19 protein-coding genes and 1 tRNA gene are annotated in these 23,849 nt (G+C 52.8%); 10 read left to right on the top strand and 10 right to left on the bottom strand.

What is annotated here, in order from left to right:
- Positions 1-134: 134 nt before the first annotated feature.
- From GN111_RS14565 to GN111_RS14555, 3 genes are read right to left on the bottom strand one after another with little or no spacing between them, the layout of a single operon-like run.
- Positions 135-3,320, bottom strand: a complete 3,186-nt coding sequence (locus tag GN111_RS14565; protein ID WP_155304445.1) for an efflux RND transporter permease subunit — start codon at positions 3,318-3,320, stop codon at positions 135-137.
- A complete protein-coding gene (locus GN111_RS14560; protein WP_197740552.1) occupies positions 3,317-4,420 on the bottom strand; it encodes an efflux RND transporter periplasmic adaptor subunit in 1,104 nt (367 codons plus the stop codon). The genes GN111_RS14565 and GN111_RS14560 overlap by 4 nt, the downstream gene beginning before the upstream one ends.
- Positions 4,417-5,787 (bottom strand): efflux transporter outer membrane subunit, encoded by a 1,371-nt coding sequence (locus GN111_RS14555; RefSeq protein WP_170302299.1) that lies wholly within the window; start codon positions 5,785-5,787, stop codon positions 4,417-4,419. The genes GN111_RS14560 and GN111_RS14555 overlap by 4 nt, the downstream gene beginning before the upstream one ends.
- 855 nt (positions 5,788-6,642) lie before the next feature.
- On the opposite strand from GN111_RS14555, the gene GN111_RS14550 reads away from it, so the two are divergent.
- The 4 genes from GN111_RS14550 to GN111_RS14535 all read left to right on the top strand — a co-directional run bounded on the left by GN111_RS14550 (position 6,643) and on the right by GN111_RS14535 (position 8,775).
- Positions 6,643-7,089, top strand: coding sequence for a hypothetical protein (locus GN111_RS14550; RefSeq protein WP_155304443.1), 447 nt, complete (start codon positions 6,643-6,645; stop codon positions 7,087-7,089).
- A 73-nt stretch (positions 7,090-7,162) separates the two neighbouring features.
- Entirely contained in the window at positions 7,163-7,417 is a 255-nt protein-coding gene (locus tag GN111_RS14545; RefSeq protein WP_155304442.1) for a DUF3862 domain-containing protein, read from the top strand.
- An 84-nt stretch (positions 7,418-7,501) separates the two neighbouring features.
- Positions 7,502-7,801 (top strand): hypothetical protein, encoded by a 300-nt coding sequence (locus tag GN111_RS14540; RefSeq protein ID WP_155304441.1) that lies wholly within the window; start codon positions 7,502-7,504, stop codon positions 7,799-7,801.
- Between the two features lie 800 nt (positions 7,802-8,601).
- Positions 8,602-8,775 carry a hypothetical protein gene (locus tag GN111_RS14535; protein WP_155304440.1) on the top strand — a complete coding sequence of 58 codons (174 nt, stop codon included), beginning with the start codon at positions 8,602-8,604 and terminating at the stop codon, positions 8,773-8,775.
- A 417-nt stretch (positions 8,776-9,192) separates the two neighbouring features.
- Here the strand turns inward: GN111_RS14535 and GN111_RS14530 are convergent, their stop codons facing one another.
- Both GN111_RS14530 and GN111_RS14525 read right to left on the bottom strand, forming a co-directional pair.
- Positions 9,193-10,866 (bottom strand): cation:proton antiporter domain-containing protein, encoded by a 1,674-nt coding sequence (locus GN111_RS14530; RefSeq protein WP_155304439.1) that lies wholly within the window; start codon positions 10,864-10,866, stop codon positions 9,193-9,195.
- Between the two features lie 555 nt (positions 10,867-11,421).
- Positions 11,422-11,883 (bottom strand): hypothetical protein, encoded by a 462-nt coding sequence (locus tag GN111_RS14525; RefSeq protein WP_155304438.1) that lies wholly within the window; start codon positions 11,881-11,883, stop codon positions 11,422-11,424.
- 502 nt (positions 11,884-12,385) lie between these two features.
- On the opposite strand from GN111_RS14525, the gene GN111_RS14520 reads away from it, so the two are divergent.
- Positions 12,386-13,615 carry a PAS domain-containing protein gene (locus tag GN111_RS14520; protein ID WP_155304437.1) on the top strand — a complete coding sequence of 410 codons (1,230 nt, stop codon included), beginning with the start codon at positions 12,386-12,388 and terminating at the stop codon, positions 13,613-13,615.
- A gap of 45 nt (positions 13,616-13,660) precedes the next feature.
- Complete coding sequence (locus tag GN111_RS14515; RefSeq protein ID WP_155304436.1) at positions 13,661-13,813, top strand: hypothetical protein; 153 nt, start codon at positions 13,661-13,663, stop codon at positions 13,811-13,813.
- A gap of 102 nt (positions 13,814-13,915) precedes the next feature.
- On the opposite strand, the gene GN111_RS33930 is transcribed toward GN111_RS14515, so the two are convergent.
- Positions 13,916-14,296, bottom strand: coding sequence for a hypothetical protein (locus GN111_RS33930; RefSeq protein ID WP_231715837.1), 381 nt, complete (start codon positions 14,294-14,296; stop codon positions 13,916-13,918).
- On the opposite strand from GN111_RS33930, the gene GN111_RS14505 reads away from it, so the two are divergent.
- Positions 14,183-14,416: a tyrosine-type recombinase/integrase gene (locus GN111_RS14505; RefSeq protein ID WP_331457725.1), complete on the top strand. Its 234-nt coding sequence runs from the start codon at positions 14,183-14,185 to the stop codon at positions 14,414-14,416. The genes GN111_RS33930 and GN111_RS14505 overlap by 114 nt on opposite strands.
- Before the next feature lie 87 nt (positions 14,417-14,503).
- Here GN111_RS14505 and GN111_RS14500 read toward each other — a convergent pair.
- The 4 genes from GN111_RS14500 to GN111_RS14485 form a co-directional block, all read right to left on the bottom strand.
- Positions 14,504-14,578 (bottom strand) — tRNA-Val (locus GN111_RS14500).
- A 40-nt stretch (positions 14,579-14,618) separates the two neighbouring features.
- Positions 14,619-15,461: a 3'(2'),5'-bisphosphate nucleotidase CysQ gene (gene cysQ, locus GN111_RS14495; RefSeq protein ID WP_155304433.1), complete on the bottom strand. Its 843-nt coding sequence runs from the start codon at positions 15,459-15,461 to the stop codon at positions 14,619-14,621.
- 14 nt (positions 15,462-15,475) lie between these two features.
- Positions 15,476-17,200 carry an adenylate/guanylate cyclase domain-containing protein gene (locus GN111_RS14490; protein ID WP_155304432.1) on the bottom strand — a complete coding sequence of 575 codons (1,725 nt, stop codon included), beginning with the start codon at positions 17,198-17,200 and terminating at the stop codon, positions 15,476-15,478.
- Between the two features lie 189 nt (positions 17,201-17,389).
- Positions 17,390-18,241, bottom strand: a complete 852-nt coding sequence (locus GN111_RS14485) for a tetratricopeptide repeat protein (protein WP_155304431.1) — start codon at positions 18,239-18,241, stop codon at positions 17,390-17,392.
- A gap of 561 nt (positions 18,242-18,802) precedes the next feature.
- On the opposite strand from GN111_RS14485, the gene hutU reads away from it, so the two are divergent.
- The 3 genes from hutU (at position 18,803) to GN111_RS33385 (ending at position 23,824) form a co-directional block, all read left to right on the top strand.
- Positions 18,803-20,836 (top strand): urocanate hydratase, encoded by a 2,034-nt coding sequence (gene hutU, locus GN111_RS14480; RefSeq protein ID WP_155304430.1) that lies wholly within the window; start codon positions 18,803-18,805, stop codon positions 20,834-20,836.
- A gap of 30 nt (positions 20,837-20,866) precedes the next feature.
- Complete coding sequence (hutH, locus tag GN111_RS14475; protein ID WP_155304429.1) at positions 20,867-22,414, top strand: histidine ammonia-lyase; 1,548 nt, start codon at positions 20,867-20,869, stop codon at positions 22,412-22,414.
- A 303-nt stretch (positions 22,415-22,717) separates the two neighbouring features.
- Complete coding sequence (locus tag GN111_RS33385) at positions 22,718-23,824, top strand: CsgG/HfaB family protein (protein WP_170302298.1); 1,107 nt, start codon at positions 22,718-22,720, stop codon at positions 23,822-23,824.
- The last annotated feature ends 25 nt before the right edge of the window (positions 23,825-23,849 follow it).

Here is a 23,849-nt window from a genome sequence, read left to right as displayed (position 1 = left end):
TCCAGAAATGGCCAATTCGCCCGATATCTTTGTTGCACCAAAAAATTTTATCCTCGAAATATCCACTATATGTCTGTGGTAAAATTTTTCGTGCGCCTCGATCTCGACCCAATTTGCCTATTTCTGGACGGGCACTATCTATATTTCCTGTCATTTTTTAACTGTCTGTTGAAAACGATTGGGATCATTTTTTTATACAGCTGCAAGGTCGGGCCGGTTTTCAGACTGGCCCGCTCTTGCTCGAGCCGTCGCGCGACCTGGCCGGGTGGATGCGTTCTCCGGGAGAGCAGGCTGTAGGCAACCGGCACCACAAACAGGGTAAACAGGGTCGCCGACAACACCCCGGCCAGAACGACAACGCCAATCACCATGCGGGTTTCCGACCCGGCACCCGAGGAAAGAATCAGGGGGATTGCACCCGTGGCCGTGGTGATGCCCGTCATCACGATGGGGCGCAGGCGAACTTCGGAAGCTTTCAGGATCGCATAATTAAACGATTTGTGCCGCTCCCGGAGCTGGTTGGCGAACTCGACGATGAGAATGCCGTTTTTCGCCGCCAGTCCGACCAGCATGACCAGGCCGATTTTGCTGTACAGATTCAAGGTGCTTCCGGTCAGATACAGACCCATCAACCCGCCTGCAATGGCCAGCGGCACCGTCAGCATGATCACCAGCGGATTGAGATAGCTTTCAAACTGGGCAGCCAGAACAAGAAACACCACCAATATTCCCAGCAGGAAAACGAACATTATGGACTGGGTTGCGTATTTGTAATCCTGGGATTGTCCCTTGTAATCAATGATCGTGTTTTCCGGCAGGTGGGCCTTGACCAATCCTTCCATGTAGGCCAGCGCATCACCCAGGGCCAAACCGTCTGCAAGGTTGGCCTCGATGGTGATGGCCCTGACCCGGTTGTAGCGGTTCAGGGTGGTCGAATCGGCGAACTCCTCTATGGTGACCAGATTGGACAGCGGAATCAGCTCGCCACTGCGCGATGAACGCACATAGATGTTCTGCAGATCATTTGGCGTGCGTTGACGCTCGCGTTCACCTTCCAGAATCACGTCATACTCTTCACCGGCGTCAAGATAGGTGGTCACGCGCCGGGAGCCCAGCATTGTTTCCAGGGTGCGACCGACAGCGCCGATGGTCACCCCCAACTCGGCGGCGCGATCGTAGTCGATGTTCACCTGCAGCTGGGGCTTGGTTTCTTTGTAATCCCAGTCGATCCCGATCAGGCCCGGATTGTTGGCGTCAATCTGCGCCAGCAGCGTATCTCGCCATTGGGCCAATTCCGGATAGGTGCCGCCGCCAATGACGAACTGCAGCGGCTTTTGAATGGAAGCACCAAAGCCCTGGCGCATAACGGGGAAGGCGCGCACCCCCGGCAGGCCGGCCAGTTTGCTGCGCACCTCGCCCATGATGGCCCAGGCGGATCGCCGCTGGTTCCAGTCGTTGAGAACGAAAATCACGATGCCGGTATTGAAGTTCTCATAATTCGAAAAAGTTCGCGGCGCTCGAACCAGCAGCCGGGTGGCCTCTTGGCTTTCGACAAATGGCATCAACCGCCGCTCGATTTCGTTCATATATTCTTCCATGTAGGCATAGGAGGCGCCCTCCGGCCCGTTGACGATCACAAAAAATGCGCCGCGGTCTTCCTTGGGAGCGAATTCCGTGGGAATCTGTCCAAACAGCCACACCGTGGCCAAGACCAGTGCCGCAAAAAGGCCCGCCACCAGCATGGGGCGCTTCATGCAGCGGCTGAGCAATCGGCGGTAGTGGCTGCGGATGGATTTGAAAAAGCGGCCCATACGGGTGTAACCGTCACGGCGGCTGGTTTTGCGTTTCAGTATTTTGGATGCCAGCATGGGCGAGAGACTCAGGGCCACGATGCTGGAAAAGCAAACCGCCGCCGCCATGGTGATGGCAAACTCGGAAAACAGACGCCCCACATCCCCCTGCAGAAAAGCAATGGGAACAAACACCGCGATCAACACCAGGGAGGTGGCGATTACCGCGAAGCCAACCTGGCGTGCGCCGCGATACGCCGCAACCAGGGGGGATTCGCCTTTTTCCGCCATGCGCCGGTAGATATTCTCCAAGACCACGATGGCATCATCCACCACCAATCCGATGGCCAGGACCAGTGCCAGCAGCGTCAGCAGATTGACCGAGAACCCCAGTATATTTAAAACGATAAAACTGGCAACAATGGAAACCGGAACGGTTACCGCCGGAACGAGCGTGGCCCGAATACTGCCCAGAAAGAAAAAGATCACCAGGATGACCAGGCCGATGGCAATCAGCAGGGTTTTATAGACCTCCTTGATGGCGCCTTCGACAAAAACCGACGTGTCGTAGCTCTGCTTGATTTCCATCCCCTCGGGCAAGGTGGGGTTGAGGCGCTGCATTTCCTGCTTGGCACCGCGGGCCACATCGATCGTATTGGCGGTCGATTGTTTGATGATGCCCATGCCCACCATGGCCACGCCATTGCCCCGAAAGAATGTCCGGTCCTCTTCGGTGCCGCGCTCGACGCGGGCAATGTCACCCAATCGAACCAGGTGGCCGTCGTCACCGCGGGCCAGAACCAGGCGGCTGAAATCCTGCGCCGTTCGAAAGGCACGCTTGACCCGCACCGTAAAGCTGCGCGTTTCGGATTCGATACTTCCGGCCGGCAGTTCCAGATTTTCTGCTCGCAGGGCGGTTTCGACGTCGCTGACTACAAGCCCCCGCGCCGCCATGGCATTGCGGTCGATCCAGATCCGCATGGCATAGTTCTGACCGCCGCCAATTCTCACCCTGGCGACACCGTCCAGGACCGAAAACCGATCGACCAGATAGCGATCGGCATAGTCCGTCAAGGCTGGCACGTTCATACGATCACTGACCAGGTTCAACCACATGATGACATCGTTGTTGGAATCGACTTTCTGGATCTCCGGCGGATCGGCTTCGTCCGGCAAATCGCCTAAAATCGCCGAGACCCGATCCCGAACATCGTTGACCGCCCCGTCAACATCCCGCCCGGTATCGAATTCGACCGTCACCGTGGAAAGCCCGTCTTCACTGGTGGAGGAGATAAAATCGATGCCTTCGACGCCGGCAATGCGCTCTTCAATCAGTTCGGTAATGCGTGTCTCCACCACATTGGCAGAGGCACCTGGATAGAGCGTTTCAATGGTCACCACGGGAGGGTCGATGTCCGGGTATTCCCGCAACGGGAGTCGGCCAAACGAGACCATGCCGAAGACAATCAGCAATAGCGAGATTACGGCGGCAAATACGGGCCGCTTGACGGAAACATCGGAAAGAATCATTGGCCCTGACCTTTCCGTTTACGGTTCAACAGGCGGGCCAAAGGCTCGTCGCCGCCGTCCTGGGCGATGATGGTAACAGGATGCCCCGGTCGAGCGCGCAACGTACCGTCAACGACCACGAATTCTCCGGCTTCAAGTCCCTCGACAATTTCGACTTCGCCCGTCCTGCGGTTGCCGATGGTCACCTGGCGGCGGTGGACGACGCTGGGGTCGGCGGATCGGTCAACGACCAGCACGTGGTTAAGACGCCCGGACGGAATCAGCGCTTCTTCAGGAATCACCAGAATATCCCGCGGATTTTTCAGCAACGTGACGTGCATCAGCAGCCCCGGTTTGAGCAGACGCTCCGGGTTGGGCAGAATCGCTCTGACGACGATGGCACGAGTAACCGGATCGATGCGGCTGTCGATGCTGGAAACATTGCCCTCGAACTGGCGTTCGCCGAATGCGGGGGATGTGGCAACAATGGGCAGGCCGGTTTTGAGGCTCGCCAGGTAAATGGACGGCACCGTAAAATCGAGCTTCATGACGCTGTCGTCGTCCAGGGTCGTGATCACGTCCCCCGGTTCGATCAGTGCACCCACACTGACATTGCGCAGGCCGACAATCCCGGCAAACGGTGCGATGATCAGACGATCCCGCAGCTTGGATTCGATGGCCCTAAGCCGCGCTTTTGCGGTTTCGTACTCCCGGCGCCGCTGATCGAGCAACGATGTGGATGCCGCCCCACGCCCGACCAGAGGGCGCAATCGATCATACTGTTTTTTGGCTTCGGTCAGCGTCGAACGTTCTTCTTCGATCAGGGCATGCTCCTCTTCATTGGTCATCTCGACCAGGATGCTGCCGCTGTTCACCCGCTGGCCATCCTCAAAGTGTACGGCGGTCACGATTTCGGAAACCGTTGCGGTCAATGCCACGGTTTCGTTGGCACGCAGCGTTCCAAGCGCTTCCACACGGTCGACAAAACGATCGCTCACAACCGCCTTGACAATCACGGGCACGGCCTGCTGAGCAGCGCTTGTCTGCGCAACCCCAAAAACGCCCATTAGCCCCGCCAGGGCCGTCCCAAGCAGAATCGTTGAATAGTTTTTGATTTTCATGAAATCGGATCTCCATTTCCGGTTGCGTTCACCTGTCCACCCAAAGCACGGTGGAGCTGAATCCGAAAACCCAGCAACGCTCGCTGCTGTCTGACGATGATGCGCTCGATCCTCTGCATCTCTTTGAGCGCATCCAGGACCGGCAAAAAATCTGTCAGGCCATTGGTATATCGATCTCTGGTCTCTTCGACGGTGCGCTTAAGAAAACGGCGACGACGCTCCAGGCGATCCAGAAACTCGCGCTGTTTGCGTTCCTGGAAAAGCGCGTTTTCAACATCTTCGATCGCCTGCAAATAGGCCTGGGAAAATACCGCCAGCCGTTCGACATACAGCGCGCGGCTGCGTTCGACTTCGGCCTTGCGCGCCCCCCAATCCAGAAGCGGTTGGACGATCGATCCCAATAGGATGCCTGCGGGTCCGGTGAAGTCCGAACCGTCTCCGTAAAATAGGGAACCGTCAAGCGTGATCCGCGGCAGGCGGTCGGCAATGGCCTGTCCAATCTCGGCATCCGCTGCGATCAGCTCGTTTCTCAAGGCCCTCAGGTCCGGACGGTTGAGCAAGAGATCGGAGGGGACCCCGATAAACGGCAGGTCTTTGATTGGAACAAACCGATCGCTGTCGTCTATGCGATCCACGGCATCCGGTGCCTGTCCGATCAACACATCCAAGCGGTTTTCTGCAACGCGCAGCAAAGCTTCGGTGGGGGGCACCAGGCTTTCCGTTTCGGCCAATACACTGCTTTGCTGCAGTACATCCACCGATGCCGTCAGGCCCGCTTCAAAACGAAGCTCGGTGAGTTCCAGCAACTCCCGGTCAACCTCAATCTGTTGTTCGAGCAAGAGAAGTTGGGCGCGTTGTCCGACCGCATCAAAATAAGCAGTGGTTACTTCGGCGGACAGACTGAGCCTTATGGCTTCCAGGTCTTCAACACGTGCTGCGCGTTCACTCTGGCGCGCCAATTCTGCGGATCCCAGCCGATTGAACACATCGACTTCCCAGGCCAATGCACCGCCGATCCGATCCAGGCGATTGCGTGTTTCACCATCTGCCCAATCCCTCAGAACGCTGGCCTCGAGGTCTACCTGAGGTAGGCGCGCTGCCCTGGCCTGGCGGGTGAGTGCATCGGCCTGATCGATCCTGGCCAGGCCCCGCATGATATCGAAATTGCGGTTCAGTGCTTCATCGATGAGTTCATCGAGCTTGGCATCTTCAAACGACGCCCACCAATTTTGATCGACTGGTTTTGAAGATGGCAAGGGGATGCTGTAAACGTCGCCTCCGGTCTGCAATGGCTCTGGTGATGGGTTGATGGTATGGGCTTGGCAGCCATAGAGCAGGAGGCTGGCAGCAAAGATCCATGCGACCATTTGTTGCGTCCCGCAGTTTTGTAATCTACGCACAGCCTCAATTCGTCTGTTCATGGTCACCATATCCCATCCGCCCGTTACATAATTTTGTACAGATTTAATTTATGTTGGGGCTTGTATTTGGCAATATGAGAAGTTTGGCCGGTTGACGGTAGGTTAATCCTACCAATATGTCAGAAATTTCTGAGGCAAAAAATGTAGGCGTTTACGGTGTTCATATGCCCGGCGTGCTGCAATCGGCTAATCGGTAACCTTAATGAGGAACGTTGGACATAGGATTTAGCAGAAACAGGAGGGAATTCATTTTAAACAACAGAAGGTTATGATAATTTTAGAATGTAAATTTGCTCACTATCTCAGAATTATTTGCACACTAAATCAGAAAAATCCATTCCGGTGAATTGAAAACGTAAAAAACCTATACGAGCCGATCCAGACAACTCGATAGGGAAATATTTTATCAAATTTTAGGTATTATCCCTCCTGTTATAAGGTCTTCACTCTATAGTGTTCGTACCTGCGCCAGTGGCAAGAGCTTTTGGCAATAGCACGTTTTCGGACTGGGCTGGATCGGCAGGTATCCATTTACATATCCCAAGTACGGCAAGACTTTGACTTATCTCAATTAATAACAATTCATCAAAAGAACGGACAAATAAGACTTTTGCATCTTTTCACATTCAATAGGCCAGCATTTTTACTTTTTTTGTACGGTATCATTGACAATTATTGTTACTGACAATGAATTGAATTAAATCCTAAATTTTTAACATATTGTAATAATATGTATTTTCATGATTGAAATTGTCGGCACCCCTCTTGCAGGAATTTATCACAAACCAGAAAGGGGGGATAATGCGAAAGCAATTCATTCTATGTATCATTTTTTTATCAGTTTTCTTTCTATTGTCATCGTATGTTTTTGCTGGATCATTCAGTTTTTCTTGGGGCAACGACCAGAAGGCGGAACCGAGTCCAACTGTGGTGAAAGCAAAGAAGAACGGTCCACCGTCTCATGCGCCTGCTCACGGATATCGCGCAAAACATCAATACGAGTATTATCCTTCATCCTCTGTGTATCATGACGCCAACAGGGGCCTGTATTTTTATCTCAATGGTTCGAACTGGCAAATTGCGGCATCACTTCCTCATGATTTGAGGGTTCGGCTTGGGAGTTCTGTGTCGATCGAAATGGATACCGATAAACCTTATACCTACAATGATCAGCACCGGAAACAGTACCCTCCCGGTCAGATGAAAAAAATGAATAAAAAGAAAAACAATAAATGGGCTAAAAAATAGAAGGTAGGGAAAAATTTTTAATGGCAGGGCAATCCGACCCTGCCTTTTTTTTATTTCAAGAGAGAGTCTCAATATGCTCAAAAAAACAGTGCTCTTAGTTTTGTCTGCAGTCTTGTTGTTCGTTGGCTGCAGCAAGATAACCACAGAAAATTATAACCAGCTGGAAATCGGTATGAGTTACGATGAGGTTGTCTCTCTTTTGGGAAAATCTGACAAATGCGATGGAGCGATTGGCCTGAAAAATTGCATCTGGGGTAATGAAGGGAAATACATCCAGGTGAGCTTTGCGGGTGATCAGGTTGTAGTCTATTCTGCCCAAGGTCTCTAAAGTAAATTTGTTGTCTTCCGATATCATTATCAGTCGCCCGATGTTTTTACGAAGGTACCGTTTCACCGATAGGAAGGAAATAAAATGAACGGGATTCTGAAACACGTTATCGTATTACTGACCGTGATGGCATTGGTAACTGTTCCCTGCATGGCCTGCTTTGCTGGAGAATTAGAACAAGACGACGATCTCATTGCCGGGAAAATGGCAAGTGATGCTTTGGTGGTCAGACCATTGGGTCTCTGTGCGACGGTGATCGGCGGAGCGGTGTTCGTCATTTCCCTTCCATTTTCTGCTTTGGGAGGCAACACAAAGCCCGCCTACGACTATTTGGTGGCTGATCCGTTCAAGTTTACGTTCAGTAGACCATTGGGTGACTTTTAAGCATGCTTTTTATCGAATAGGGATGATGACAAGGCAGGCTTATGCTGATGCCTCAAACTAATTACCAAACTAGCCCAACGACAGATAGCCACATCCCTTAAATCCGAAATCGTTTCAGCCCCGGTAAAGGTACCAATACCATCCCTCAAAATTCCCTATGACCATATTCCAACTGGCTATCCGAAAGGTCGGTCATTACCCGGGCTTCGTATATGCACTGCAAACACAACTAATCAAAACATATTCATTTAAAACCCCCGGTTCTAATTTCTGGAATAGAGTGCAAAAATTTGTTCCGCGATGCCGTAAACAGACCATTTTTCTGGAATAGAAAATCCGCCTCGGCACACGCCGCGCGGATCACATAAGTATCAGGAACGTCTAATCAAAGTATCACAAAAGTCGCATCAGATCCCCGCATTCCGTTTTGTTGGAATAGTCAACCCCCCCTATACCCCTGTACCTGTATCAAACACGCTGTAAATTTGCTCACTATCTCAGAATTATTTGCACACTAAATCAGAAAAATAAGGACCGGGAGATTGAAAACGTAAAAAACCCTTGCGAATCGATTTAAACAATTCGCCAGGGATACCCATTTGCATATACTGTAAAGCATGTATTTTGAATGGCTTCAGTGAGGCGCTTACTCATCTCTATGACCCCGGAAAACTTGCACAAAACCAGTCTGCGCAAGTTTCGACGGTTTGGCTGTCAAAATACAGTCTTCACCCCATTGAAAGACGAATGTTCGCATTATACGAAATAAAAAAAAGCAAACAAAGGAGGGCAAATCGCGTATGAAGTTCAGAGACATTTTTCTTCCTAAAATTGCTCGCTCAGATCCCAAGGTAAGAAAATCTGCCGTCAAGGAAGAGACCAACATAGACGTTCTCAAAAAGGTCATCGATAACGATTCCGACAAAACGGTCCGCGACGCAGCGCGCAAACAACTGCAAAAGCTCAACGCCTGACCTTCACTTCAACAAAATCATATTCCGACCAAAATCAAAAATGCCGAAATGATTGGAGGGTAGGGAAATATTTTATCAAATTTTAGGTATTATCCCTCCTGTTATAAGGTTCTTCACTCTATAGTGTTCGTACCTGCGCCAGTGGCAAGTAGCTTTTGGCAATAGCACGTTTTCGGACTGGGCTGGATCGGCAGGTATCCATTTACAAATCTGAACAATGAAAGTTTCGGGCGGCATGCCATGTTTGTAATTGTAAGCTGCAATAATTGGGAATAATGGCCGACCACAAGATATGGGATTGAATGAGGTTAGCCTGAATTCCAGAGATTGCAAGTTTCTGTAATTCCAACGATTTTAACCATGCGTGTATCCGCCTTTATACATCGAGATTCATTTTCGCGGACTATCGATCGTTGGCTATCGAGGATAGTGCAATTGGGCTGCCAGCAAATCATTGTGGCTCACGATGCCCACCAACATGGAGGGATTGCCCTGTGCCACCACCAGCAGGAAGGTGGCCCGTGGGTGATTTTTCAGTTTGAGTATAGCCGTTTGAAGGGTATCTTCCGGGGTCACTTTAAGGTAGACATCGGTGGCGATATCAGCCGCGACGACTATATGTCTCAGGCCCGGATCGAAAAGGGTATCCGAAACATCGGCAAATTTCACAACCCCAATAAGCTCATCACTGTCATTGACTACCGGTATGCTGTCATAGCTGGAATGGCCAAGGGTCTTAACGACTTCGTCGAACGGCGCCCTGTGGGATAATACCTCCACGTTGTGACGCATGATGTGGGATACCCGGATATCACCTGGCAGATTCCGTCGCACAATGGGAGAAAGACCCAAGGATCTCACAAATTCGCCGAAGACCCGTCGCAAGCCATCGCCATAGCCCACCGGACTGCGCTTTCCGAGTAGATTCAAAACCGTTATCTCACCAGCATTGACCAGCGAAGTGCGGGTAAGCAGGGGGCCAACCATTTCGAACACCACCACCGATGCCAGGATCAACGTCTGTAGATTCTTGCCAGGACCTGGCCACTCCTTCGCCAAAACGTTTGATAAACCGATTACCAGGCCGGCTTGTGCCAGCATGGCTGGGCCCAGCCAATTTCTGATCGTAATATTCATCCCAGCCATCCTGGCCCCTGTACGGCATCCAATGAATTTTCCCACGCTCCGTGCAACTATGTAAACCAAACCGATGACCCCCATATGGAAAAGGGCTTCGATATGGAGTTCTGCTCCTGCCATGATGAAAAACAGCACATAAAATGGATAATCGATTCCCGATAGTTCTTCGAGCATTCGCGGACCGTGGGGGGCGGCGTTCACGGCAACGACGCCGGCGACCAAGATGCTCAGCATAGCTGATAAGTGGAAATACGAAGCTGCACCGGTGGCGAGAGCAACAGCCCCCAATACTAACATTTGTCGTTCCACCTGACGGGTGAGACGCTGATCCATGACAGCGACAAATGTTCCAGCAAGTACACCCAATCCGAGAGGACCCAAAAGTTGGATCATCGTTTTCCAAAATGGCGGGGAAGTAGATAAGCCGTAATGCATCAGCAATATGAAAGCGATGATCGATAGTAGATTGTTTATACCGATGAGCGGCAGAATGGTGTCGGTCAGTGATCCCCGCGATTGATATTCGCGCATTACCATTTGGGTGGCGGCCGGAGCAGTGGTGATCGCCATCACGGAAAGGAAGCCTGCTTCCAGCGGCGAAGCCCCCATTAACAGGGTCCCCACCCAGACAAGAAGTGCGCTCAAGCCGATTTCAAATGCGCTGAGACGAAATAGCCCCGATCCGATTTTACGAATGGTTTTCAAACGAAAACTGCCGCCGATGGTAAATACAATCAAGCTGAGAATCATATCGTGCAGCGGTGAAAGTTTGGCAAGTTGTGCCTTTGTAACGATAGCGGGCAACCCTAAAATCTCAGCGGTATAGGGGCCGGCCACCAGACCCACTAAAAGGTATCCGGTAACGCGGGGAATTCCCAAAGCGGCACTCAAGCGGCCAACGCCGATTGCGAATATATACAGTACACCTATGGTCAAGAGCAGGGGGAGCATTTAAACGTCCACAACTCTTAGAAAATGTCAATAAAAGCGTTTCATCAACTTGAAAGATATATAGCATTCATTAACGTATTTTGAACATAGCTGATTGAGGACAGCTAAAAGAATTTATCCAAAGAGCGAAGTATCAAGTTATATATTTTTAATGTATCCCAAGCGTCATCAGTTCCTACGCCGGTGAAGATAGCAATGCCATCCCTCAAGACTTCCCTATGACCATATTCCAACTGGCTATCCAAAAGGTCGGTAACTACCTGGGATTCGCATAGCTGTTGGCAATTAAATGTTTTCAGGACGGGCTGGACCGGCAGCTATCCATTTACTTATCACAAGTCTGGCAAGACCTGGTCCGATCTTAATGTATCTTTAAATTGGGGAGGTATAATAGGAATGTTGTGTTGGAGGGGTCCTTTCCCAAGAACCCCTCCAACAATATCAGGAATTTTGGAGGTGCCAATGGTGCATGACCAATGAGCATTCCTGATATGGAACTCTTTAACGCATACGGTCAGTACAAAAGCCTACTGCTTTATTTATAGAGACTAATTCCTACAGTTTTTTTATTGGCATCTCAAATCCGTAGGCTTCAACACATGACATAAAAAAACAAACCTTTGCGGTATCGTATAGTTTATCAGGGTTATTCTTGGCCCATCTTTGATATATCATTATCGCCTGAGTTATTTCGATTCCTTCATCAGGCAGATCCAAACATTTTTGATTCATAAGTTTGGCAAGCTCAATAAGCTCTTTTTCGCTTATATTTATTGACAATATCTTATCCTGACAGGTGTCCTGTATTAGATAGATGCTTTGGATAAATCTACCAATAAAGCAGACTGCATTATTGATGATCGAAAGTTCTTCAGCGTTTGAAATTTTATCCATCAGCAACAAGCTATTGTATAAATCATGACCTGTTTTTATTGAACCAGCACAGCTCATTGAATTCACAGGTATCAGTATCAAAACAGAGAAGATTGCGGTCAAAACAATGAAATGCCGATTCATAATAAAACGCCATTTATGTCATTGTTAAGTTAGTTCGTGTACCAATTTATTACAGTGCAGCAATGTAACGAACTGTTACATCATATTGTTGAGTGTAGCCATTGTATACACCGAATTTTTCCTAAAAAACCCTTAGTTGAACTAATGGTTTTTTGTGTCTGAAGACGCTACAAAGATTGTACTGACCATATTTCAATTCCAGCAATGCCCAGGTACTCTTGCTATTAACGATCCATGATCAAATTTGTCAGATAGACAGTGGATACATGTTTTCCGGCCCTGTCGAAATACCATGTATCCATTGAATGACCACCAGATCCAGTCACTCCTTTCTGAGTCCGCACCCGGTGCAGATAAGAGCATTTACAAAAACAGATGAAGGATGAGAACAACTCGAACTTGAGCTTATATTTTACCATTTGTAACTCCAAATTGTTTTTGGTAAATTTGTCCCATATAATATTTGCGTGATTGAAACCGCTAATCATCTGGATGCTGTAGCATGCCGATAATAATTGAAATCGACCAGAAGAGACAATATTTGACGGCCAGTTATAAAGGAACTGTGTCGGATGATGAGGTCATTGGAGCTTGGAAAGGGGTCTATGAAGGAAGTGAATGGACTCCAGGCATGCCTGAACTGATTGACCTTAGTGCTTTAGATGACGCAAAAGTAACCCTTCAAGGATTTAGAGAGGTATCCGACTATTGTAGTGAAGTCTTCCGACGTGAACGGTTAAGCAATGTTATTGTATCGGTTTTTGCGCCAAGGCGGTTCCAACATAATTTAATGAAATCATATCGTATGGTTAATAAAAACTCACCAGTCAATACCATGCTGTTCAATAATTTCGAGGATGCCAAGGCGTTTTTGGAAGGTTGTTCACATACTTTCATTCAAAATGAGATACAAAAAATGAAAAAAGTTTTTGATGCTATGGCTGATGGTGTTTGTATAATCAACGAAGACCATTCAATACAATATGCAAATTCGGCAATGGAAATAGATTTTGGGGATTATAAAAGAAAAAAATGTTATGAATATTTTCTTGGAAAACGAACCGTCTGCTCTTGGTGCAAAAATCCCCAAGTATTTTCAGGTGAAACTATACGAAGAGATTGGTATTCGCCAAAGACTAAAAAGACATACGATCTGATCGATACGTTTTTTGAGAATCCTGATGGGAGCCTTTCAATTATTGAAATATTCCGGGATATTACTGAACGAAAACGGATTGAGTTGGAAAATGTAAGGTTGCTGGAGGAGCTAAAGGAAGCGTCAAATGAAATTAATACTTTAAAGAGAACCTTAGAATTGAAAAGAGAAAAGGAAAAATTTCGAAGGCTGGCTGAAGTAACCAGCGATTGGTTGTGGGAAGTAGACGCTAACGGCACATACACATACTCCAATCCAATTGTATATGAACTTTTAGGATATTTACCTGAAGAAATCCTTGGGAAAAAGCCATTCGATTTCATGCCAAAAAACGAGGCCGAACGAATAAAGCGGGTGTTTCGGAAACTAAAGGCAGAAGGCAGCCCCCTAAAAGCAATCGAAAACGTGAACCTGCATAAAAACGGTTGCCGGGTAGTATTGGAAACCAGCGGTGTACCAATATTTAACGATTCTGGGACTTTTATTGGCTTCCGAGGGATAGATCGGAATATTTCAAACCGAAAGTTAAGGAAAAAGCCGTCTTCCCCCGAAAAAACGAGAATTGATGGTTCGTAAGATAGCAAAAAAATAATACTGTAAGATATTTTCGATGTTCGCATCGTGCAAAATGATACCTTGAACCTCGTGCTTTGCTGTGGATTCCTGTCGCGCCTGCTGGACAACGGAAAAATCGTGCGTTTTTTATCGACCCGCTATCCAGAATACCTGGATGGGTTCCAGAAAATCATCGCGGCCAACTCCCTGAACGCTTGAATATGAGAAAGCCTGTACTAAAAGGCCCGATAAGGCCGCACTCTGCTATATTGCAGGCCATCCCACCCCCGTATTCCCCAATTAAAAAATAATATTAAATTTTTAAACTGCCTTTTTCTTAAATGATGGATAGGGTAAATCGTTATTGTATTCTAGAAATTCAATTAAGGCCTTTATTTGGCTTTTTGTGGCATGCCCATTTTCTTTCATTATTTCAAGCAAATCCAAAATCCCCCAGACTTCTATTGTAAATTGATCTGCCAATTCAGTCATATCGGAATCATCAGTGACGACTGGAGAATCTAAAATAGAACCATAAGCAACCCGATGAACCACAACAATATGGTGGGCCGGTACTTCAATCCCGCCCTGGAAAAAGCCAAAATCCCCATGGTGAAATTCCATGCTTTGCGCCACAGCTACGCGTCGATCCAGCTGGCCCAGGGCAGGAACATCAAATACATTCAGAATCAACTCGGTCATTCGAGCCCGACGGTGACCCTGAACGTCTATTCACACCTGCTTAAAGACAGAAACCCGGATGCTGCGACGGCGTTGGAAGAACAGATATTCGGGGAAAATGAGAAGTCTAAACCCAACTGACAGGGTTCGGCCGAATTTTTTTGTCACAATCCTGACACATTTCAAAAAAATAGGGTTAGCGAAAAATCGCTAACCCCTTGATTTTTTTGGTGGGCGATACAGGATTTGAACCTGTGACTTCCACCGTGTGAAGGTGGCACTCTCCCGCTGAGTTAATCGCCCGAAAAGTGTCCCTACATATAGAGGGGCAGGGCATTTCAAGTCAAGCGTTTTTTCTCTCGACGATGAACCAGGGGTTGAGCAGATCTTTTTTGTTATAGGCCAGGGGCGTGCCGTCGTCGTGGCGGACGACCTGCGCCCTGCTGGCTACGGCGACGGCCTGGCCGGCGGCGGTATCCCATTCCATGGTCGGGCCCAGACGGGGATAGATATCGGCCGCGCCCTCGGCCACCCGGCAGATTTTCAGACTGCTGCCAGCTGAAATGAAATTCACCTCGCCGTGCTTGCGGCGCATCTCTTCCACATAGGCTTCCAGTTCGGGCGTGGCGTGGGAGCGGCTGCCCATGATCGTGAAGGGCCGTTCCTTCTCCCGTGCCACGGGCAGGCGGACCGCTTGATCGATCAAGGTCTTTATTTCACCGATACAATTGATCAGCTTTTCGTCGATGCCGGCCTCATGGCAACGTTCGATTTTAAACGCACCCTTCTCAAGGTCGGCAAAATAAAGGCAGTCCGACACCGGCACGAAGACGACCCCCAGGGTGGGAACACCCTCTTCCACAAGGGCGATGTTGACCGTGAATTCGCCGTTGCGTTTGATGAATTCCTTGGTGCCGTCCAACGGGTCGACCACCCACATGCGCGGCCACTGGCTGCGCTCCCCGAAGGGAATATTCCGTCCTTCCTCGCTGAGAACGGGGATGTCCAAATTGCCTATGCCTTTCATGATGATGTCGTGGGCGCGGCGGTCGGCCAGGGTGAGGGGCGAGTCGTCCGATTTTTTTTCCACCTGCATGTCCGGTCCGTCATACACCTCCAGGATGGCCCTTCCCGCGGCCAGGGCGCTTTTCACACAGGCCATCAGCAAATTTGATCGATCTTCCATAAATTCCACTTCCTCTATTCCTGGTTCGATTCTTTGTTGGGGTAAACGGCGTACAACTGCATCTCCGATGCCACCCCTTTCAGAGCGGTCGAGATGGTTCGCGAGACCGCCACATCGGATCGGATGAGACGGTACACCGCTTCTGAAATCACCACCTCGTCGGCACGGGATTGCCCCTGGATCCGCTGGGTGATGTTGACGGCCGATCCCACGATGCCGTATTTCTTGCGTCTTTCAGATCCGATGTTGCCGACCACCACCGGCCCGCAGTTGATGCCGATGCCCATGGCAAGATCGGGCAGTTCGTGTTGGGTCAACTCCTCGTTGAGCCGATTCATGGCATCCTGCATGGCAAAGGCGCATTGTAAGCAGCGCTGTGCAGCAGTGTCCAGCGTTTCTTCGAAAGGTTCGAAAAATGCCAGGATGCCGTCGCCGATAAAATCCACGATAATGCCTCTATGCTGTTGAATCAGCGGGATGATCGCCGAGAAATAACGATTTAGGATGTCGACGGTTTTCTCAGGAGGCATTTTTTCGGTCATGGGGGTGAATCCGCGGATGTCCGCCATCAGAACAGCCACGTCCCGTCGCCGACCTCCCAAGCGGTCGGCCTGCGGTTTGCTGAGCAGGGTGCGGGCAAGATCCGGATCGACATACATACCGAAAGTATTGCGGATGGCGTCCCTTTCGCGCAGACCGTCGATCATGGTGTTGAAGCTGTTGGCCAGCAGTCCGATTTCGTCCCGGGCGGTCACCTCGATTTTCTCCTTATAATCGCCGTCGGCAATCGCAACGGCCTGCTGGGAAAGGCGCTTGACGGTGGAAGAGATGCGGTCCACGTTAAACCGGATAATGCCGAAGATGGTCAGGATCAGGACGACTGCGCCGATGATGAAACCGTTCCGGAAATGGATGATCGGTGCAAGGATCGTCCTGCCGTCGGCAAAAACCACAAAGGCCCAGGGAAAGGTATCGAGGCTGTGGTAGCCGGCGATACGTTCCGGGGGCTGACCCTGCCCCCACACCGTACCCGCGGATTTTTCTCCGAGTGCGTCTTTTACGGTTTGTTCCAACCGGTCTCCGTTATCACCGAGTTGGTTGCGGCCTCGCATCAGGCCGCTGGCCAGCACCATTTTGCCCGTTTTCCGGTCGACGATGCACGCCGTGTGGTTTTGCCACCAGGGATCGGAGGTGATATGGGCGACCAGGGCCTCGAAAAGCAGAACGATTTCGAGATTGCCCACCGGCGTGTCGTCGGCATCCATCAGGATCATGTTGATGGAGACGGTTTGTTCCCCGGTGGTTTCATCGACCACGGGAGGCAAGATTCGGGTGAACGTTCCCCGATGGAATCGCATGAATCGGCCTCTGCTCGGTCCTTTATGCCGGGTTTTCGGCTGCAAAGCGCCCGGAACGCCGTGCCAGTTTACGTTCACCGCGACCACGCCCGGAAGTGTTCGAAGTTTGTCGACCAGAACTTCCGGCAGGTCGGCGGATGTTCCGTCGACACCGCTCTGGCCGAATATCTTCATCAACTCCATGGGCCGGGAAAGTCCGGCTTCGATTGTGTGGGCCGCCTGTTCAAGCTGCAGCATGACATGCTCGGTCCATTGCCCCAGCATGGTATTGCGCGCATGGATGAAGCCCCATATGCCGCCTGTCAGCAGGATCACCACCACCGGCGTGATCAGCAGGACGGTCAACCGGGATCGCAGGGTTTTGAACGGATAGCTTCGCATGGCCCGGAGTTTTTCCCGGCTAAGTGCACCTGTTCGTAAATACGGTGACGTATCGAGATTGTTGCTGCGCTCGGATCGCAAGGCGCGAGAAGCGTGAATAGCCAAAGCCTATTTACGCGCCGAGCAACGCCGCGAGCCGGGATGCGATGCAGCGGCAATCGAATGCCATCGTATTTATGTATAGGTGCACTAAGAGTTGGCCTTCTCATATCTGCGGCGGCCGGCTTCGCGCGCGGCGGCCACATCCTGGCGGCAGGCATCGGCCTTGCGGCCGGACCAGAACATGGCTTCTTCCAGGTCCTTGGCATAGACCCCGCACCACATCAGGCCGGACATGGCCCCGGCGCCTGCCGGGTTGACTCTCAAGGATTTGAGAAAAGCGATTTTTGCCATTATATAGTCTTTGTTGCGGTAAAGCGCCCAGCCGTAAAGGTCCTGTGCCATGAACGAGTCCGGCGCAATGGCGGCGGCCCTCTCGAACGGCGCGAGATCTATTGAACCGTCGCCTCCGTAGGACGAGTAGATATAAAAACGCTCCAGTGCGCGTCCCACGGCATCCAGGCCCTTGCGGCCAACGGTTTCAGGCCAGAGGGCCGCCTGGGCTTGCGCCTGCTCCATGGCGAGTCCCGAAGAATCCAGCCACTGGATGAACTGGCTGCGTAATCGAACCAGCCCGTCGTCGACCGAAATCGGCAATTCGGTGGACTGCGCTGTTTTTTCAGGCGATTGGGCGTCGAAAAGGTTCACGGACACGGTATCTTCCGTATAGCTGCCATAGATCCAGAAACGAACTTTCTGCGAAAGGCTGACCTGGACCAGATCCAATTGGATGCTGGCATCGCGGCAGTAATCCTGAAGCATTTTCTGCCGGGGAAAGATCTTTCCCACCCGCCAGCCGAACCACATCTCCTTGAGGCCGTCGTGCAGGACCAGAACATTGCCGATGAGAAAATGCAGGGCCAGGCCGCTGCCGTCAAAAGGGTTCGGGTTTGCAGGTTGAAAGGGCAGGACGATGCATTGATCGGTGGGTTTGGTGGCCATAGGAACCTCTTTGTGTTTTCGCAATCCGGAAATCGATAAGGGATACGCCAGGAAGAAAATTGATTAAATCGCAAAAAGTCGGAAATCGCAAGTTGCCGTCATTCCTGCGTATGCCGGAATCCAGTTATTTCAACATGTTCTGGATGCCGGATCAAGTCCGGCATGATGAGTCTGTGACTTTTTGCGAGACTGTCAAAATTGATTATCATATTTTCGAGGGCCTGAAAACCCGGCGGTCCGTTACCGGCGTCATGGCCTGTCGCCGGCAATGCAAACACAGCGAAACAGCAAATGGCCGGACCCGGTTCTTTGCTTGACAGGGGTACAGCCTGCATTTAATGCTAGAACAATGATGAATTCGGAAAACAACCGATATCTGCGTTGCGCTTCATCCCTCGTCAGTGCGAAGTACGTTTATGTGCGTCCCCTTCCTTGGGACTTGCAAGCCTTGACCTCGGAGCTTTTACGAATTCGTCTGGAAAGCAGGTTGTTACAAACCTATCAGATGGAGATACACCTTTAACGCAGCATACGGCTGCCCGATTAACGAAGGATGCCATCATGCCCACCCCAACCGATACTTCCAGCGCCATGAAAATTTATCTGGACCGTCCTTTGCCGCCCATGCCCACCTTTCAACCGGGTATCCGGCGGGCACCGGATCGGGGTTTCCGGCTTACCCGTGGCCAGACGGTCGTGGCCCTGAAAAACGCCCTGCGCTATATCCCCGAAGCGCATCATGCCGAGCTGATTCCGGAGTTCCTCCAAGAGCTGAAAACGCGGGGCCGCATCTATGGCTATCGCTTTCGTCCGGAAGGTGCCATTCGGGCCCTGCCCATCGACCAATACGAGGGCAATTGCCTGGCCGGCAGGGCCCTGCAGTTGATGATCGACAACAATCTGGATTTCGAGGTGGCCCTTTACCCTTACGAACTGGTCACCTACGGCGAGACCGGCAGCGTCTGCCAGAACTGGATGCAGTACCGGCTGATCAAAAAATACCTGCAGGCGCTGACCGACGACCAGACCCTGGTGATGCAGTCGGGCCACCCGTTGGGCCTGTTCCGTTCCGCACCGGACGCGCCGCGGGCGATCATCACCAACGGCCTCCTGGTAGGTCTTTTCGACAACCCGGAAGACTGGGAAGTCGCCGCCCAGATGGGGGTTTCTTCCTACGGCCAGATGACCGCCGGCGGCTGGATGTACATCGGCCCCCAGGGCATCGTCCACGGGACCTACAATACGCTGCTGGGAGCCGGCCGCAAGATGTGCGGGGTGCCGTCCGACGGCAACCTGGCCGGGCTGCTTTTCGTCTCCTCGGGCCTGGGGGGCATGAGCGGCGCCCAACCCAAGGCGGCCGAGATCGCCGGGGCCGTTTCCATCATCGCCGAGGTGGACAAATCGCGCATCGACACTCGCCACAGCCAGGGATGGGTCGATATGGTTTCCAGCGACCTGGACGATATCGTGGCGGCGGCGAACAAGGCCAAAGATGAAAAACGGACCCTGTCTATCGCCTACGACGGCAATGTGGTCGACCTGCTGCAATACCTGGCCGACAGACAGGTTCCCGTGGATCTGCTGTCCGACCAGACGTCCTGCCATGTGGCCTACGACGGCGGCTACTGCCCCCAGGGGGTTTCGTTCGAGGAGCGCACCCGGCTGCTGGCCGAGGATCGCCAAACCTTCCGGAAGCTGGTGGATGCCAGCCTCAAAGTGCACATCGGGCTGGTTCGCACCCTTACGGAGCGGGGTACCTACTTCTTCGATTACGGCAACGCCTTTCTGAAGGCCGTTTTCGACGCTGGCGTCACCGACGTGGCCAGAAACGGCCGGGACGTCAAGGACGGCTTTGTCTTCCCCTCCTATTTCGAAGACATCATGGGGCCCATTTTCGACTATGGCTACGGCCCGTTCCGATGGGTGTGCCTAAGCGGCGATCCCGATGATCTGGAAAAAACCGACCGGGCCGCCATGGCTTGCATCGATCCCGAACGGCGCCCTGCTGACCGTGACAACCATGTCTGGATTCGCGACGCCGGCAAAAACCGTCTGGTGGTCGGCAGCCAGGCCAGAATTCTCTACCAGGACGCCGCGGGCCGCATGCGAATCGCCCTGGCTTTCAATGCCATGGTGAGAAGCAAAGAGATCGGTCCCATCATGCTGGGCCGAGACCACCACGATCCCGGCGGCACGGATTCGCCTTTCCGGGAGACGGCCAACATCAACGACGGCAGCAACGTCACCGCGGACATGGCTACCCACTGTTTCGCGGGCAATGCCGCCCGGGGGATGTCCCTGGTGGCGCTGCACAACGGCGGCGGCACCGGCATCGGCAAGGCGGTCAATGGCGGTTTCGGCCTGGTTCTGGACGGCAGCCGGCGGGTGGACGGGATCATCCGCAGCGCCGTGAACTGGGATGTCATGGGCGGGGTGGCCCGGCGCAACTGGGCCCGAAACCCCAACGCCATGGCGGTGGCCGCCGCCTACAACCGGGAAAACGACAACGGCGATCAGATCACGCTGCCTTTCCTGGCCGACGACGAGGCTGTCGAGATCGCAGTAGACGGGATGTTTTCAATGAAGGAAAAATAGCGTCCAATCCATGAACGGGGAATAACAGCCATGAACGAACTGCTGCTGGACAAAGAGAATCTGACCATCGAAGACCTGGTGCAGGTCTCCCGGTTTGACCGGAAAGTTGTGGTTTCCGAGGCCGGAGCGTCGCGCGTGGCCCGCACCAGCGCCCTGATCGAACGCTGGGTCCGGGAAAAAAAGGTGATTTACGGCATTACCACCGGATTCGGGGCCTTGTGCAACGTGACTATTTCCGAGAAAGACACTCGGCGGCTGCAGGAGAACATCCTGATGAGCCATGCTGCCGGGGTTGGCAATCCATTGCCCGAACCCGTGGTCCGGGCCATCATGGCCCTGCGGATCCACGATCTGTGCCTGGGGTATTCCGGTTGCCGCATGGAGACCGTTCGCTACCTGTTGGAATTCCTCAACCGTGGCGTCACGCCGGTGGTTCCCGAAAAAGGGTCGGTGGGGGCCAGCGGCGACCTGGCGCCCACGGCCCATTTGGGGCTGGTGCTCATCGGCAAGGGCGAGGCTTTTTACGATGGTGAGCGAATTTTGGGGGCAGCGGCCCTGGAAAAAATCGGATTGGTGCCCCTGGCCCTGGCTGCCGGCGAAGGACTGGCCCTGATCAACGGCACCCAGGTGATGACCGCCATCGGTGCCCTGGTGGTGCACGATGCAGTGCGCCTGTCCAAGATGGCAGACATCGCCTGCGCCATGACCCTGGAAGTGCTCATGGGGTCCAACAGCGAGTTCGACCCGCGCATCCACCAGGTGCGTCCCCATCCCGGCCAGCTGGTGACCGCGGACAACATGCTGCGCCTCACGGCGGATAGTGAAATCGTTTCTTCCCACGAAGGGTGCGCCCGGGTCCAGGATGCCTACACCCTGCGCTGCGCTCCCCAGATCCACGGCGCCAGCAAGGATGCCGTGGCCCATGCGCGCCGGGTCATCGACATCGAAATCAATTCCACCACCACCAATCCGCTGATTTTTCCCGATACGGAGGAGGTGCGCCTGGGCGGCAATTTCCACGGCCAGCCGGTGGCCATGGCTGCCGACTACCTTTCCATGGGGCTGGCGGAACTGGGCAGCGTCTCCGAGCGGCGCATCGAGCGCCTGGTCAACCCCCAGCTCAGCGAACTGCCCGCTTTTCTGACCCGGCAGGGCGGCATCAACTCCGGCTACATGATCGGCCAGTACGCCGCCGCGGCCCTGGTGTCCGAGAACAAAGTGCTGGCCCACCCGGCCTGCGTCGATTCCATTCCCACGTCGGCCAACAAGGAGGACCATGTGAGCATGGGAACCATCGGCATCCGCCAGAGCCGTGAAATCCTCACCAACGTGGAAACCGTCATTGCCATCGAACTGCTCTGCGCGGCCCAGGCTTATGACCTGCTCACTGAGAACAGGCAGCTGAAGGCCGGAAAGGGCACCCGCGAGGCCTACCGGGTGATCCGCGGCCATGTGCCAACCATGGACCGGGACCGCGAACTCTACAAGGACATGGAGATCATGGTGGATGTGCTACGTTCCGGCGCGATCCTGGAGGCGGTGGAGGCGGCTGTGGGACGTATTAAAGTTGAACTGTAACTGGCTCGTTTGAGAAAAATCCCTGTTTTCGGGCAACCCGATTGTGCTCATACTTTTCTAATCATACGGAATCCCTGAGTTTTCTCCCTATTTTATTGACAGTTTCCCGTTCGGCGGGTATATGAAATACGGTCGCCACACCGACGATAGCTGGTCACACCGACGATAGCTGGTCGGGATGGTACCTTGCCCCCTCCTGTACGCTGAAACTCCCCGTGGCCCGATGGACAGGTTTTCTGTGCCCAGAGGATGCCGGACCAGGGTGTTGAAGATGTGTCGTCTAAACGCAAAGGAGTCGCAGAGATGAGAAACCGAAGCGCGTGTGCATTTCTGGCCGGATGGTTATGCTGTTTGCTGGTGGTGTCGATGGCCCAGGCCGGCCAGGTGGTCACCGAAAAGGAGCGGAACTGGGCCCGGCAGGCACTGGCCCGGGAATCGTCCCTGGATGGCGCCCAGATGCGCGACAACACGCTCGCGGTGTCCTACTTTTCGAATACAACGGGACAGCCTACCCTCGATGTACTGCGAAAAGGGCTGGCCTACATGCTCGTCACCGATCTGTCCAAAGTCAAAGGCCTGATTGTGGTAGAGCGGATCAAGCTGCAGGCCGTGATCGAAGAACTCGGTCTTGGTGCTTCCGGTCTGGTCGAGCCGGGAACGGCCCCCCGTTTGGGCCGCCTGCTGGGTGCCCGCTTTTTTGTGGGCGGAGCGATCTTCGAAGGCGGTGCCTCGGGGCAGCAGGCCGGCGAGACCGGTGGGGACTTGGACATTCCGATCCGGATCGATCCCAACTTGTTGAACGTTCCGGAGGGAAGTCTCCAGCCGCTGCCCGGCGTGGACGGACTGGTCAACACCCTGTTTCGGATAGAAAAGCAGATTCTTTTTTCCATCGTCGAACGGCTTGAAATTGCCTTGAGCGAGGGTGAAAAAGCGGCCCTGCGCGTTCCCATGACGACCAACGCCCGGGCATTGTTTTCCTTTTTCATGGGGCTCAACGCCAGTGACATGCAGATGTACGATCAGGCTGGTGCTTACTATGAGAAGGCGGTCCAGGCCGATCCCGGATTGAAACCGGCGGCCGATGCCCTAAAGGAGCTTCGCCGCCTGGGACTGTACGGCGTGCCACCAAAGCAGCCCGCCGCGCTGCTTCGATCCGTGCGCAAGCGGACGTCGCTGAGCAACAGCCTGAGCCAGCCCAATGTGCTCAAGCGCGTGCGGACGCCAGCGGATGTGGAACAGCGGGACCGACGCATCAATTCGCTGGACTATATCGATGAAGATGGCGACGGCTACCCCGCCTCGGTGGACTGTAACGACAGTGATCCAAGGATTAACCCCGGTGCGGAGGAGATTTGTGATGACCTGCAGGTGGATGAGAACTGCAATGGTCTGAGCAACGAAAACTGTTGACCGGTTTTCTCGTTGTTTGTGGTAT

Origin of the sequence: Desulfosarcina widdelii (genome assembly GCF_009688965.1) — a bacterium.
Lineage (GTDB): Bacteria > Desulfobacterota > Desulfobacteria > Desulfobacterales > Desulfosarcinaceae > Desulfosarcina > Desulfosarcina widdelii.
The sequence above is the reverse complement of the archived record's forward strand: the minus strand, read 5'-3'. Positions and strand labels throughout refer to the sequence as shown.